Annotated in this window: 9 protein-coding genes; 2 read left to right on the top strand and 7 right to left on the bottom strand. The window is 47.5% G+C overall.

Going from position 1 to position 14,934, the window contains the following annotated elements:
* The first annotated feature begins 176 nt into the window (after positions 1 to 176).
* Positions 177 to 4,667 carry an S-layer homology domain-containing protein gene (locus BJP58_RS11755; protein WP_194544067.1) on the top strand — a complete coding sequence of 1,497 codons (4,491 nt, stop codon included), beginning with the start codon at positions 177 to 179 and terminating at the stop codon, positions 4,665 to 4,667.
* Between the two features lie 311 nt (positions 4,668 to 4,978).
* On the opposite strand, the gene BJP58_RS11760 is transcribed toward BJP58_RS11755, so the two are convergent.
* From BJP58_RS11760 to BJP58_RS11790, 7 genes are all read right to left on the bottom strand, one after another.
* On the bottom strand, positions 4,979 to 6,436 hold the full coding sequence (locus BJP58_RS11760) for an ABC transporter substrate-binding protein (protein ID WP_194544068.1): 1,458 nt from the start codon (positions 6,434 to 6,436) through the stop codon (positions 4,979 to 4,981).
* Positions 6,437 to 6,506: 70 nt separating this feature from the next.
* Positions 6,507 to 7,403 (bottom strand): carbohydrate ABC transporter permease, encoded by an 897-nt coding sequence (locus BJP58_RS11765; RefSeq protein ID WP_071223322.1) that lies wholly within the window; start codon positions 7,401 to 7,403, stop codon positions 6,507 to 6,509.
* Positions 7,403 to 8,329, bottom strand: a complete 927-nt coding sequence (locus tag BJP58_RS11770; protein ID WP_194544069.1) for an ABC transporter permease — start codon at positions 8,327 to 8,329, stop codon at positions 7,403 to 7,405. The genes BJP58_RS11765 and BJP58_RS11770 overlap by 1 nt, the downstream gene beginning before the upstream one ends.
* A gap of 32 nt (positions 8,330 to 8,361) precedes the next feature.
* Positions 8,362 to 9,627 (bottom strand): Gfo/Idh/MocA family protein, encoded by a 1,266-nt coding sequence (locus BJP58_RS11775; RefSeq protein ID WP_233355048.1) that lies wholly within the window; start codon positions 9,625 to 9,627, stop codon positions 8,362 to 8,364.
* Between the two features lie 47 nt (positions 9,628 to 9,674).
* Entirely contained in the window at positions 9,675 to 10,766 is a 1,092-nt protein-coding gene (locus BJP58_RS11780; RefSeq protein ID WP_194544071.1) for a DUF4832 domain-containing protein, read from the bottom strand.
* On the bottom strand, positions 10,747 to 12,072 hold the full coding sequence (locus BJP58_RS11785; RefSeq protein ID WP_194544072.1) for an acyltransferase domain-containing protein: 1,326 nt from the start codon (positions 12,070 to 12,072) through the stop codon (positions 10,747 to 10,749). Before BJP58_RS11785 ends, BJP58_RS11780 begins: the two co-directional genes overlap by 20 nt.
* The gene (locus tag BJP58_RS11790; protein ID WP_194544073.1) at positions 12,050 to 13,414 is read right to left on the bottom strand and encodes a DUF4832 domain-containing protein; all 1,365 of its coding nucleotides are present in this window, start codon (positions 13,412 to 13,414) and stop codon (positions 12,050 to 12,052) included. The genes BJP58_RS11785 and BJP58_RS11790 overlap by 23 nt, the downstream gene beginning before the upstream one ends.
* Positions 13,415 to 13,769: 355 nt before the next feature.
* On the opposite strand from BJP58_RS11790, the gene BJP58_RS11795 reads away from it, so the two are divergent.
* Complete coding sequence (locus BJP58_RS11795) at positions 13,770 to 14,792, top strand: LacI family DNA-binding transcriptional regulator (protein WP_194544074.1); 1,023 nt, start codon at positions 13,770 to 13,772, stop codon at positions 14,790 to 14,792.
* Positions 14,793 to 14,934: the final 142 nt, after the last annotated feature.

Here is a 14,934-nt window from a genome sequence, read left to right on the forward strand (position 1 = left end):
AAATAATAAGAGAGCACCGTTGTAGTTGTAGAGATTTTGTAGAGCAATCTTTGATATTCTGAATTTCGCGTGTCAAAAAATGTCCTCTCATGTCTAGCAAGTACCCTGGTGTAGGTACAATCGAGAGAATAATACGTGACAGCACTAAAACTAATAGAAGGAGGAAGATAATTTTTATGAAAACGTCTGGTAAATTCGGATCCTTGTTTATGGTGATCTGTATGCTTGTTGCCACTTTTCAGCCTCTAACAGCGCCGGCTCATGCCGCAGCCATGGACAAATGGGTCACCTATAAACTTGATGATTTCAGCAATGCCAAGCAGGTCGATTTATTCTCCCTGAATGGCCAAGCTAAAGTAAGAAAAGACAGTATGGGACGCGATATCCTGCGTCTAACCGAGGCCCAAGGAAACCAATTCGGAACGGCTTTTAACAAAAAGCTGATTGCAGCGGGCAACAATTATTCCTTTAGCACCTTTTTTAAATTCCGTCTGAATGGAGACAACCGCACCACCTCTCCGGCTGACGGCATTACCTTTACCATTCAGGCACAATCCAACAGTGCAGGAGAAGTCGGTGTCGGCATCGGGTATGGCGGGATTAAACCCAGCTTTGCGGTGAAATATGATACATACCAAAACGGTGGTCTTGTCAACGACCCATCCGCTAACTACATTGGACTTGCAACAGACGGTAGTGTCAACAATACCAATCCTGCTTGGTACACAACAAACCTAAATAATATTAATCTGTCGGGAGGAGAGGATTTATACTCCTGGATTGATTACGATGGACAGACCAAGATTGTTAAAGTCTATCTCAGCAAAGAGGCTACACGTCCAGCAGTTCCTGTGCTGGAAACCAGCAACATCGACCTCAATCAAATCTTCGCCGGCTATCCCGGCGTATATGCCGGTTTCACTTCCGCCACCGGTGGAGCGATGGAAACCCACGATATTATCGAGTGGTATTTTACTAACGAATTCAATCCGATTGATAAGGCAAATACGGACTATGTCTATAAACAAGCTCCAACCGACGTCAGAATTGAGGTCGTACCTACCTCTGAACCCGGAAAATATGAGGTAACTGGAACTGCGTTTGATGTAAATGGCGATCCCGTAGAAGGAGCCCCCATTACTTTCCATTCTGAGGAAGGAAGGTTGGCCACTCCATCCCAATCAACCAATCATCACGGACAAGCTACAACAATTCTGGATTTTGGCGCTATTCCTCCAACCGGGGAGATTAAGGTCGTAACCGTAGGCGGAGCTTATGCCGCGTTACCACAGGCTCCGGTATTATCATCAGGCACATCACCTGATACAGCTAATGAGCTGTTGTGGAACACTGTAACAGGAGCCACCTACTATAATCTTTATAAGAATGGTGTCCTGCTGGATACAAATATTCAGGCAGCCTCGTATACACTGACCGGCGCAGACCTGGATGAGATCGCGCAATACACTGTAACTGCTGTAATAGATAGCCCGGCCGGCACCATCGAAAGCCTTCCATCTAATCCAGTTACTTTAGGACTTCATTTTGATGAGCCTATCTACAATCTTAATACGAATCCGCTTGGAACGAATTATGAGCATCCTACGGTGGTCACCTCCGTATATCAGAACGGTACGAGAGATGTAACCCTTGATGGAACCCTGTTTAAAGTTAACAATCCGAACGTAGCCACGGTAAATGAACATGGTTTACTGACGGCAGTAGGAGCGGGCACCACCGTAATCGAGGCCGTTTATAACGGAAAAACAACACAATCTATTGTCAAAGTAAGCATTGATGCTCCGGTGTTAAATACCGGAAAAGTGAATGCGACTAACGCCGAACTATTGTGGAACAACATCCCTGGCGCACATTCGTACAACATCTACGACGCCAACGGACAGCTGATCGCAGACGGATTGACGGGCACAAGCTATGTTTTGTCCGGCCTTAAGCCTGAAAGCAAGCAAAGCTATGTTATCAAAGCCGTTAGCAACGGCATTGAATCCCCTGCTTCTTCGCCAGTGGAAGTTTCCACCTCGGCTTCAGGTCTGCGCGATCTGTTGATTGATCCGGCAAGCATCACGCTGAAGCCTGGTGATCAACACACGCCTAAGGTAACAGCCATTTCCTTGGATGAAAGCATTCAGGATGTGACGGGCAAAGCCACATATACATCTTCTGATGATAAGGTGGCCACTGTCGATGCCAATGGCGTCGTAACCGCTGTAGCACCAGGCACAGCAATCATCACCGCTATGCACGATGGAAAATCCGTCACACAAACCGTTCATGTTCATGATCAGGCAGTATCCTACAATCTGGATGTTACGGTGTCCCCAGAGGGAGTATTGGCTGACGGGAAGTCTCCGGTAACGGTTACTGCTAAGGCTACCGATTCCAATGGCAATCCGGTCCCTGGAGTGCCCGTGGAAATTACGTATGATTCCGGTAAAACCAAGACGGTGACCACCAATGAAGAAGGCATTGCTGTATGGACATACGCACCTTCTGTTTTAACGAACACGACACCGTTATACGACATCGTGGTGGCCGAGATCAAGGATCCTGGCACAGGCACAACCGTTCAAGCAAGCAAAGGCGTCCATTACTTCCCTGCTGCCATTGACGGCGTCGTTGTAGATCAAATCACCGGCAAACCGGTAGCAGGCGCGAAGATAACCGTAGAATCCGATTTCAACAACGATGGAATCGCTGATTTCGCTACCGAGGTAACGACCGACGAGGATGGTTCGTACCAGATTCCGGTTCCGCGCGGAAATTACACCTACACGTTGAATATCGAAACCCCAATTCAGATCGGGGGGCACAATGTAACTCTAACGCATTCAAAAGAAGTTACGATCGGCAATGTTCAACCAGGCCAAACGATCAAACCTTCGAATCTGCTGAGAGGCCAATTATTCGTTGCATCCACCACCGGAGCAATAAACCCTAACACCCTGGGCGAAATCCTGGGCAACGGAAAAGCCGTTGCGGTGCTTCAAGGCTTAGAGGGCAGCAGCTTTACGCAGTCGCTCACTATCGCTAACGACGGAACTTTCGCGCTGGATCAAGTACCACCGGGCAAATATCAAATATCTTATCAGCTTGAATTGGCGGATGGTACGGTATTGGCAGGTCCCGCTTCCATTTTGGACGTGGACATGACCCAAGACGGCCAGACCGCGGTTGTGTATTCCCTTATTGATCCTTACGGCATCGTAACGGATGCCTCGACAGGGAAAGTGATTAGCGGTGCTGATGTCCAATTGTACTGGGCCGATACCGAGCTGAACCGCCAGAAAGGACTGGCGCCAAACACGCTTGTATCTTTGCCGGAACTGACTGGATTCACTCCTAATCAAAATGCCAATCCACAGATTTCTGACGCGGCTGGTCAATATGCTTGGATGGTGTACCCGGAAGGCGATTATTACATTGTCGCGAAACGAACCGGTTATTACACGTATGACACTCGAGTTTCAAAACCGAATGCTCCTGCCGTTAACGGTTCCGACAGTTATATCAAGGACGGGATCATCCATGTGGGTCAAAGCATCATCGCCTTTGATTTTGCTATGTTGCCATTGCCGTCCTCAGGTAATGGCGGGGATTCATCAGGATCAGGATCGGGATCAGGATCATCTCCATCAACGCCACCTTCAAGTCAGCAGGGTGATGTGACATTGAACCTGTCCACGGACAAAAAGCAAGTCCAAGAAGGCAAACAGTCGACCATAACCGTCGACTACGCTAACCGTACCAACGCTGCATTACGTGATGTATCGGTGAAAGTTACCCTCCCTGAAGGAGCAGAAGTCGTAAATGCAAACGGCGGAACGGTCGATGGCAGAACGGTAACCTGGAATATTGCTAATCTGCCTGCTGGAAGCACCGGTAACTTCAAATTGGACATCAAATGGGGATTGATCCCATCAAAAGAGGTTCAATATGAAATCATTGGACAACTGACTGCAGGAGGCAGCAAAAAATCCAATGCTTCCGTCAATGTTCAAGTATTCTCCGACAGATTCGGCGATCTCCAGCATCAGCGTTATATCCTCGGTTTCCCTGACGGTAAATTCCATCCGTCCAAAACGTTGACCCGGGCTGAGCTAGCTGCAATCGTTGCACGTCTTTCAGAGGAAACCACAGCAACCGGGAAATCGAACCTCAAAGATATTCGAAGTGGCCACTGGGCGTCCGATTACATTCAAATTGCAGTATCCCAAGGATATTTCAACGGATACGCTGACCATACATTCCGTCCTGATGTGCCGGTCACCCGCGCAGAACTGGCTGCCGTGCTGGCCCGTTTCCTGAATCTGGACACAACGGCTTCCGTGAATCGTCACTTTACGGACATTGAGGGAAGCTGGGCTGCCGAAGCCATAGAAGCTTTATATCGTAACAATCTGCTCTCTGGCTACCCTGGCAACACCTTCCGACCTAACAACCGCATTACGCGGGTTGAGGCCGTCACTTTGATTAACAAAGCATTGTACCGTGGACCTTTGACGGGATTGGAACCGATCTTCCCTGATGTAGCAGAAACCCACTGGGGCTTCGGCGATGTTCAAGAAGCAACGGTTTCTCACCAATCCACTCGTAATCAGAATGGCATTGAGGTTTGGGTTTCCACGCTTAAGGACAACGTAAAGTAGTACACTCAAGTTAAATGCATAGAACACAAAGGATGCTCTATATCATGACATCCGGCTTGAGAAACCCCCGGTCTTTTTAAAACCGGGGGTTTCTTCTTTTCCAAGTGTCGAAAGCCCATTCAGATGTGTTTATGTATATTAATCATCTAATTGCGCACTCTTAAAACTTTATCAATTAAGTTTTAAAAAACTAGAGCGACAGGGTCAAATAGACCCTGCCGCTCTCTTATAGGTTCCGGGTAGCATTTCTACATCCGCCTACTCCGGTACTACTAAAGCTCGAAGATTTCAGATAGCGGTTCACAATCCTGTTATTTCCCCGCCAAAAACTCATCCAGCTGACGCTGGATCTCAGCGACATAGTCATCAATGCCCGCCGCCTTCAGCTTCTCGATGGCTTTGGGATACTCCGTCTCAAAATCGACGAAACCGGAACGTATAGCGGCTAAATCCTTGCCTGCGACTTCTTTCAGGGCCGTCTCGATTAACTTGACCTTTTCATTGTTAAATCGGAAGCCCAATGAATCGGATCGGATAGCCTGTTCATCCCAGCTCTTGTACTTATCGATGGACTCTTGCGCCACACTCGGCCCGAACAATTGGTAATTTTGGTTTCTAAACATCCATTCATAGAAGAATTCGCTAGCGGTGAGCTTATTGATTCTTCCATCCACAATCTCGTAATCCTTGCCTTCGACGCCATAGAGAGCAAACAGATAATTCTCCTGGGATTTATAAATCCAGTTCACGAACTTCATGGCGCCTTCCGGATTAGGAGCATTGACAGGTATGCCCAGTACTTCTCCGCCTGCGGCTGTCACATAACGCGGTTTATCCTCGGCTAACAGATACGTCTTCACCTCGGCATCCGGCGCATTGGCTTTGATGGCATCGACGATTTCCATTTCCTTGCCCAAAGATCCTTCAACCCATAAGTATAAGCCTGTCTGCATGCGGGAGTCTCTCTCGTTATATTTGATGGTCAAATCCTCTGTATACAACCCTGCGTCATACATGGAGTTATTAAACTTCGCGACTTCCTGGAACGCTTCCGTTTCATAGTAGCTGTATGCTTTTTTACTCTCTTCCCCGAATACGACCAAATCTTCTACGGCGATCCAGTTATATTGTTCATCGGTAAAATATCGGGTCAACGGTTTAAAGACAATATCGGCGGGTCCCTTCATTTCAGGAAATTTCTCTTTCGCCCTTGTTGCGAATTCCTTTAAGTCGTCTGCTGTCTTCAAGTCCGTCATCCCTACCGCTTCGAGGATATCCTGACGAACGGCCACCAGCTGGTACATGGCGGAGGAGGGTGCATAAGCGGATGGAATGCCATGTATCTTCCCGTCGATCGTTGCCCCCTGAAGCTGCTCCATCGGCAGGACCTTTAGCATATCCTGACCATATTCCTTGATTAAATCATCCAATACCATGGCTTGTTTCTTGTTGACGATGGTAGAAAGGTCCGGGAGACCGTCCCAATATAAATCGATCGGTTCATTTGCGGCCAGCATGATATCTTTTTGTTCCCAATACTGGGCCCACGGCACAAATGTGACTTCGACCTTCAAACCAAGATCGGCTGCCATCTTCTCGGCAAACTCGTTGTCCAGAAATTCGCTCATGCGATCGCTTCGCTCCCCCGGATACAGAATCGTGACGGTTTCGAGCTTGGCTGCCCCCTCTTTTTTGTCGCTGCATCCTGCCATAACCGAAACGGACGCCATCAATAAGACCAACAAGATCAGCATTGTCCTTGCTTTCATGAAAGACCCTCCCTAATAAAATAGTTTATCTATGTTAAAAGCCGATATCGGCCAGTAACCATGCAGGCGTCTATTCTTTGACGGCACCAGCCATAATCCCGTGCACGAAGTATTTTTGAATGTAAGGGTAGAGGAAAATGATCGGGCCGATCGTAATGACCGTAATGGCCATCTTCACGGTCTCCGCAGGCAGTGTAATGTTGCCTGATGCCCCTGATGGAATTCGTCCGGAGCTTATCGCATTGACGTTCGACAAGATGTTGTAGAGGAAATACTGGAGCGGAAATAAATCGCGATCATTAATAAAGATCAGAGCATGCCACCAATCATTCCAATATTGAAGCGCATACATTAAACCAACCGTCAACAGTGCGGTCTTGCTTAATGGAAGAGCGATTTTTACATAGATCGTAAAATAATTGGCGCCGTCCATCTCGGCCGCTTCATATAAAGATGGAGAGATGCTTGCAAAGTACGTTCGCATCAGAAACATGTTCCAGACGCTGAATATAGACGGCAGGATCAAGGCCAGAATGCTGTTCTTCAGTCCATAATAATTGACGCTGACCATGTACCACGGAATGAGGCCAGCCGAGAAAATAATCGTAAAATTGCTAATGAAGGCGAGTACGTTACGGTATTTCAGCTTTTTGATCGATAGGGAAAAGGCAATCATGCTGGTAATCAGCAGCGCCCCCATCGTCCCCACGGTCGTTACAAGCAGGGTCACGCCATAGGATTTGAGCAATTTCATTCCACTATTAACAAAGATATATTTATAGGTATCCAAGCTGGGGCTCAGTGGGATGATCGAATACCCGTTTCTCGCAACGGCCTGCTCCGAAGAAAAGGACACGCTTAACGTTAAAACAAGGGGATACAGACACACGAGCGCGAATAAGCCAATGAAACCATAGGCAAAGGCTATCACCAATTGATCGCCAAGCAATCTATTCTTTTGTTTCATCAAAATAGACCCTCTCCGTCATTTATTTTCTTAGCCGATTGGTTTGCAGCCGTAATCAGGATCAATCCCATCAGTGACTGAAATAACCCGATTGCCGTAGAGTAAGAAAAGCCCAGCGTACGCATCGACTGGTAAACATAAGTATCGATAACCGTGACTTCTTCAGCCAGGACCGGGTTGTTGCCGACAATACCGTAAATCATCCCAAAGTCCCCGTAGAAGATTCGTCCGACGCTCAGCAAGCTCAAAACGATGATCGTCGGCTTCAGCATAGGCACGGTCAAGTAAAAAATCCGCTGCAATTTGTTGGCGCCATCCACCTTGGCCGCTTCGTATAAGCTTCCATCAAAATTGGACATCGCCGCCATATAGATAATGGAACTGTACCCGCTCCATTTCCAGACGCTCGACAGAATGATGATCCATTTCCAATACTTCGGCTCCGAGTACCATCTGATCGGATCTGCTCCGAAGAACTCCAGAATATGATTGGCAACGCCCACATCGGTAGAGAATATCCCATACAGTATCGCCCCAACGACGACCCACGAGATGAAATAGGGAAAAAACATCATGCTCTGAGCGACCTTTTTGTAGGTTTTATGCCGGATTTCGTTGATGAGAATGGCTATGCTGACAGGAATGATAATGCCTAAGATGAGACCGAAAAAGTTGATGTACAGCGTATTATAGGTAACCTTCCATCCCATGCTGTTTTCCGAGAAAAAGTATTTGAAATTGTCCAGACCCACAAATTCACTGCCGAAGATGCCGTCAACCACATTAAAATCGGTAAATGCCATCCATATTCCGGCAAACGGGATATAGGAGAACATGATCAGCACGATCAAAGCAGGCACGCACATCAGATACAGTATTCGGTTTTTCGTTATTTCATATAGAAACCCCTTAACCACGGAACCCATTCCATCACTACCTTTGCAATGTGATTAAACGATTATGCCAAAATGCTCTGCTGCAGCCTCTCCTTAAGCTGATCCAGATCGATCACGGTACCAGTAATTCTCGCCTCTTCCGCGGCATAGGCCATGATATGGCTTTCGACGGACATGTCGATGGAGGATCTGCTGCTGAAGTCGGCATTTCCCAAATTCTCCAAAAAGTCGTTCATCAGACCGGTATCGCCGCCGTTATGTCCGCCGCTCACCGTTGCTGGCCGAATGACGGTTTGCTGAACGGGTTCTGCCATATTGGAGTTAAAGCGGGTGACTTCGATAATGTTCAAGTTATCGTCGCCTCGAATTTCCCCATGCTCGCACATGATTTTGAGCGTACGGTACATTTTGTTGGTGAATCCGCTTAAATTAAACGTTGCCGTTACTCCGTTCTTGAACTCGATCACGGTGACTTGATGGTCGCACACATCATTGTCAAGCCGATAAACACAGCGTCCGTAAGGACTCGTTGCGAGCGCTTGGAGCAGTCCCTCTTCGCTCTGATCCGCCGAAATGACGGTAGCGGGCCACTGGCCCCTTATAGGCAAATAGGCTTTTCTCGCATCGAATCGGCAGTTCGCTGCTACCTTACAGTCGAGGCATCGTTCCGCGCTTCCTGCCGGTGCATTCTCCGCCTTAAAATAAGTCAGGCTGCCATAGGAAGAGATCCGTTTCGCTTGACTGTCCACCAGCCAGGCCAAAATATCCATGTCATGGCAGGACTTCTGCATGATAATTGGACTGGCCAGGTCGCTTCTCCTCCAGTTGCCTCGTACAAAGGAGTGTGCCATATGGAAATTGCCGATGTTCTCGTTATGCTGTATGGTCACGATCTTGCCGAGCTCTTGGCTATCGATGATTTTCTTGATTTCCGCAAAGAAGTTCGTATATCTGAGCACATGGCATACAATCACTTTCCGGCCTGTTTCATTGGCTTTTCGTTGTATTCTCAAGCTTTCTTCCGGACTTGGCGAAATGGGCTTTTCCAGCAAAATATCATACCCAAGATCAAGCGCTCTCATCGTTTGCGCGTAATGATCACGATCCATAGAAGAAACGATGACGGCATCGCAAATTTTGCCGAGCCGATAAAATTCATCTACGGATTCAAATTGTTTCTCCAAAGGAATCCGAAACTCGTCCGCTGCCGCCTTTCTTCTGCTGTCATCCGGTTCAACGACCGCAACGATGTCCTCGCTTGGGTATGCATGCCTTGCGTAGATCATGCCTCTTTGTCCTGCGCCGATTAATGCTAACTTCAAATCCATAACCTCCAGCAAACTCGTATTTGTCCTAACCATCTTGTTCGAAACATCTATTCCTGTTCCGGAATCACGGGATCTTCCAAGGGGTAATATCCTTCCGGATCATAGTCATCCCAAATATTCCTAAGCGGATCCTCATCGGATATTTCGACTTGGATCATGCCTGCCTCATAATATCCATCCTGCTGCGGGTTCTGTATATGCAGGGGGATATACGACCGGTCTTCGAAAAAGAGTGCTATACTCAGCGTATATTCTCCCGGTAACATATCCTTCAAGGGGACCATCTCATTATGGACAAGGTCCCCGGTTAACCAGGAATGCGTGGCGGCGTGCAGGGGATATTCATAGGAAACCTCCCCCTGCTGTAACTGCACCCATAACTGAAAATCCCGGTATATTCTCGAGCTGCCCTCGTTGACAAACCAGAAACGCAGCGGCAAGCTTCCACGACTATATACCGTTTCCGGATACGTCAGTCTGCGTAAAGTTAGATGATATCCAAGTCCTATATTCAGATTGGAGAGGGCGGCGTGCCAGCGATATGCCTCGCGTCTGGTATGAGGACCGCAAACGTTATCGGTCACATCAAGGACCACCTGGTAACGCTTCCATACCTTCTGCAGCCTATGTATGGCAAAAGCCTCACAGCATTCGATCCAATTCTCCTCACCGCACTTCACCAGCAGGCCAAATCCGCGGCCGCGGTCTCTTACATGTTGAATCAATCTGTCATTCTGCAGTTCGGCTAGCAGCGTCTGCTTCTCAAACGATTCCACATAAGCGTTCCATTCTTCCTTACTGTCAGCTAAGGTTGATATCAGAACGGCTGTTAAGCGTCTGTCGGAGTCGATATAACTCCCGACTTTTCGGACCAAGGCCGCAAAACAATCAGGTTCATAACCCTGAACCCAGATCGGCAATTCCGGTACCAGGACAAGAATGGGATTATGGGCCGTACGCAGTGCTTCTTTGATCGCTTCAAGCCTGTATTCACCTCGAACCGGCTCAAGCGCTCTCCAGAAAAAGGAGACGTATTCGAATGGACCCTGGCTTCCATCAAACTCCCGATTCAATAAGGGCTGCGGTCGGATTTTTACGGTTTTATACTTCTCGTAATTTTCAAGCGAGTATTTCCCCATCCTCTTCTCTCCCTTGCAAATGGCTGTCAACGGTGCGATGGAATTGCTCGATGTCTGCATCGGTTATGTACGGCCGGCTGCCAATCTTGTCGATATCCTCCCGCAATACAATCATGCTTAATGTGTTAAAACGGGCTCCCGTCTCCATATACGCCGCAGCTGCTTTTTGCAGGGAGGTTGTATATTCGCCTGGGTTTCGGACCGGGTCTGCCTTCCTGTCCCCAAAGGCTTCATAACGCAGCATGCCGTCCCCTTCCATGGTCGGATAATTATAGAATTGTCGTTGAACGAGGACAATATTGCTTCTTTCATGATCCAGGATAAGCGACAACCTGGTATCATAAAGCCAGCTTGAGCTCCAGAAGCCTTTGATGGGTAACTCCGGAAAGTACTGGTCATAGAATGCGGCAGCCATCTCCATGGAATTCTTCAACCTGTCCGGCGTGTACCCGGGGCCGGATGGAATGTGGAGCGCTAACAGCGTATCCCCTGTTTGAAGTACCGGCTCCCATTCCTTCTTCAGGATCGGCGTCGTTTCTCTTTCAACGAATCCCATGGGATTTATCCGATTAGCGATGACAAACTCGGCATTCTCGTGCCATTCTGAGGTGAAGTTTCCTTGAAGATCATATACATCATTGATTCCGTTCCGTTGTCCATCGCTGCGAAATTCTTCGCCTGCGTGCCGAAGGGCAATAACCTCCTGCGTGTTCACATGACGGAACATGGTGAAAGGATCCTCAAATCGGTAGGGGATAAAATAAAACCGGTCTAACAGAAAGATGGAGCAGGTATAAAAATTCATCACCCATGGAAAATCATGAACCTTGGCATCGCCGTGCTGCACCAGTTTTTCCAATTGAAGCTTCAGGGGCTGTTGAGGGATCTGCTCGTAGTAAGCTTTAGGTATGGAACGCGCCTCCAGCATGTTCATGGAAGGAACAACGCAGGCCAGCAGCAAAAGAAAGGAGTATAATTCTCCATATTGCGCCATGCAACCTGGCGTCATATTCGTATAATGGGTCTCATCACAGCGATTGCGCAAAGTGCACATATCCTCTACTAAAAATTGGGTAAAATGAAATAGTACGTCATCCTTTTCTATCGCCTCAACCCCCTGAACGAGCCATTGGCGGGTAGGTTCAGGAATTTGATACTGCTCAAAGATTCCGGACAAGAACTCCCGCGGGATGAGATGGGGCTTGCCATCCGGTTTATATCGATCATATTTAGCTTCCAACCCTTCTGGCAGGTAATCAAAGTTGCAGATTGCGATACACTCGTTAAACTTCAACAGACTCTCCATTTCCTTGTCTCCCCCGTTCAACTGTTAACTTGCCCATCGGGTAATAACCGTCCTTGTTCCCCTCGATGGCCAGCTGGATATTCCCGATTTCCTTAACCCCGGTTTCGATGCCAATCTCCAAATCATATTCGCCTTCGGACATATTACCGGGTAAACCGAAACCCTCTTCCCACACAATATCTTCGTCCGGCAGCCACTCCCTAATATCCTCTCTGCTGCGCAGCGTATAGGTTTGATCTTGGCCAGTAAGCCTCACAACCAGCGGATAAGGATTATAAATCGGCGCTACTCCTACATTAGCCCACAATGCACTGATTTTTAGCTGACCGCCTGCCTTCACCAACGAATCGTACGTGAGCTTTCTCAATTCAAAGCGGTATCCCATCTTGTTCAGCCAAGCCTTGACCTTCTCTTTCCACGGTTCGGGGACTACCGTTCCTTTATTGTTAAAGGATGAAATATGCCACTTCAGCGTTTCTTGAATGATATAATCCATATCCCAGCCCTGAAGATACCAATCATTCATGTGCCAGCATGCTTCAAATAGAACCGGAGCCTTCTCCCAGGCATCGCCCATCTTGAAATTCTGAATATTCTGGGGATAGAAATCCGTCATATGTGACCACTCATTTCCATGAAAGCCGCCCATATCACCCAAGCAATCGACGCGAAAGCCCACTTTGGCTTTGCGCTCCTTCATGATGCTGATCGACAAGGTATCATGCAGCAATGCTTGGAGAGGGGTTATTTTAAACCCATCCAGGTAGGCATCTGTAATGCGTTTAATGGCCTCCGGCTTTAAAAACTCCGTTCCGCCGCCTTCTCCCCAGGCCCCTACAATCGTCAAATCAACCGAGCTTATGACCGGATGTCCGTCAAACCGTGCGGCAAACGCTTTGATAAAGTCAGACCAATACAACACATAGGGTGTTGTCTCAGGATCTACTCTCCAGAACGGAAAGTCCGGCTCCTCCGGATGTTCCGCACGATACCAGGCGGGTATATCATCCTCTTCGCTTAACGCGTATGGGGAACAGCGAACCACGGCCGTACAGCCTATCGATTTGGCGTAGTCCAGCCTCTCCTCAAGAACTTCCCACCTGTACTCTCCTTGGCGAACTTCCAGGTCCCGCCAGCGCACGCTGCAGAAATACACTTTGCTGTCGGGATGATTGTACGTTCTGCTGTCTTCCGTGAACTTATATTTCTTGTGCTCTTCCCCTCGATTGTCGCAGATCCGACCCAGGTCTCCCATTAACCCTGGTGCTGCCGTAAAACCTATGCCCGGGTTGTTTAGGATGTCTTCTAACATCATGGGGTAAACCGTTACTGCTTTGTTCATGTTTTAATCCGCCCCCCGCCGCCTGCTAAACAAACTCTCCTATTTTGTTACGTTAATATAACGTAACAAATCGACGTAATACTTGTAACATTTCGTGATTTCATGTTATATCATCCCTGCGTATCCTTGCAATAATAATTTTGGTTTTTTTTAAAATTTGTAGTAACACAGCACGGCAGAAACATGTTATGATTGATTTTAATCATGAATATAGATACACTTGAATAACGTAACGATACTACGCAACAAATAACGCAACAAGACATTTATCAAGTCCATCATTGTTTACCATGTAACATTCCTATAAACTCTAAATGGTGACTATTCGTAACTAAAAAGGAGAATGTGTTTATTTATGAGTACCATTCGGGATGTTGCTAAATTAGCAAATGTATCTACCGCCACCGTATCCAGAGTGTTAAACAATGATACGAAATATAAAATTACGGACGAAACCCGGGAGCGGGTGTGGCAGGCTGTTACGCAGCTCAACTATAAAATCACTTCAAGTCCCAAGCGGAAAGTTGTAACCACGGAACATTCCGACAGCAAGTCGCACATCAAAATCGGGTGTGTATTAAGCGTTACAAAGGATAAATACAACGACCCTTATTTCATGTCGATTTTATCCGGCGTGGAAGAGCGATTGCTGAGCGCGGGATATAGCATTTCCTTTATTCGGACTGGAATTGAACTGAATGACAGCAAGATTTTATTCCATACATTCAGCGAACCGATTACCGGCCTGATTCTTATGGAATCCTTGAACGGCGAAACCTATGAGTATATACGCAAGCAGGTTCCTTATATCGTGGGGATTGATACCGAACGCGGGGATATCGATAATGTGGGCTATGATCATTACAATGTCGCTTCGATGGCCGTCAACCATCTCATTGACAAAGGTCACACCCGGATTGGATATATCGGGGGAAGCGGATTAACGAATAACTTGAAAGACAGCCGCCGTTATCGAGGCTACTACGCCAGCATGCATGCTGCCGGAATGTCGGTGAATCCCGATTGGGTTATTGATTGCATGTGGGATGAAGCGGTCTGCATTGAAAAAGTGAATCATTTATGCAAAACCAAAAATTGCCCGACCGCCTTCTTTGCAGGCAGCGATCTAATGGCTATGGCCGCCCTCAACGGCTTGTATAACAACGGCGTTTCCGTTCCTGATGAAGTAGCCGTCATAGGCTTATCCAATATTGAGGTATCCAAATATTCCAATCCCCCCCTATCAACGATCGACGTACCGACAAAAGAAATCGGCATGGTTGCCGTCGACAACCTGATCGACCGAATAAACGGAAATCAACTGCTGCCTAAGAAAGTGATTTTGCCTACCCGTTTGGTCGTACGAAGTTCTACTTAATGACTGCAACAAAGACGAGATGAATATGTTCTTTGCCCCATAGACCCACTGCACAAGAAGCACCCCGACACGGTGCTCTTTTTTTCATGGTGGATGCGGGAACTTCAATTGGAAAGGGGGTGAAAGCTTCAGATTCGGTAGA

Origin of the sequence: Paenibacillus sp. JZ16, from assembly GCF_015326965.1 — a bacterium.
In the GTDB taxonomy this organism is placed as follows: domain Bacteria; phylum Bacillota; class Bacilli; order Paenibacillales; family Paenibacillaceae; genus Paenibacillus_AQ.

Coding starts and splice junctions, on each gene's coding strand:
- BJP58_RS11780 (WP_194544071.1), bottom strand. CDS start 10,766: ATGGGGAAATACTCGCTTGAAAATTACGAGAAGTATAAAACCGTAAAA.
- BJP58_RS11765 (WP_071223322.1), bottom strand. CDS start 7,403: ATGAAACAAAAGAATAGATTGCTTGGCGATCAATTGGTGATAGCCTTT.
- BJP58_RS11755 (WP_194544067.1), top strand. CDS start 177: ATGAAAACGTCTGGTAAATTCGGATCCTTGTTTATGGTGATCTGTATG.
- BJP58_RS11775 (WP_233355048.1), bottom strand. CDS start 9,627: ATGGATTTGAAGTTAGCATTAATCGGCGCAGGACAAAGAGGCATGATC.
- BJP58_RS11760 (WP_194544068.1), bottom strand. CDS start 6,436: ATGAAAGCAAGGACAATGCTGATCTTGTTGGTCTTATTGATGGCGTCC.
- BJP58_RS11795 (WP_194544074.1), top strand. CDS start 13,770: ATGAGTACCATTCGGGATGTTGCTAAATTAGCAAATGTATCTACCGCC.
- BJP58_RS11785 (WP_194544072.1), bottom strand. CDS start 12,072: ATGGAGAGTCTGTTGAAGTTTAACGAGTGTATCGCAATCTGCAACTTT.
- BJP58_RS11770 (WP_194544069.1), bottom strand. CDS start 8,329: ATGGGTTCCGTGGTTAAGGGGTTTCTATATGAAATAACGAAAAACCGA.
- BJP58_RS11790 (WP_194544073.1), bottom strand. CDS start 13,414: ATGAACAAAGCAGTAACGGTTTACCCCATGATGTTAGAAGACATCCTA.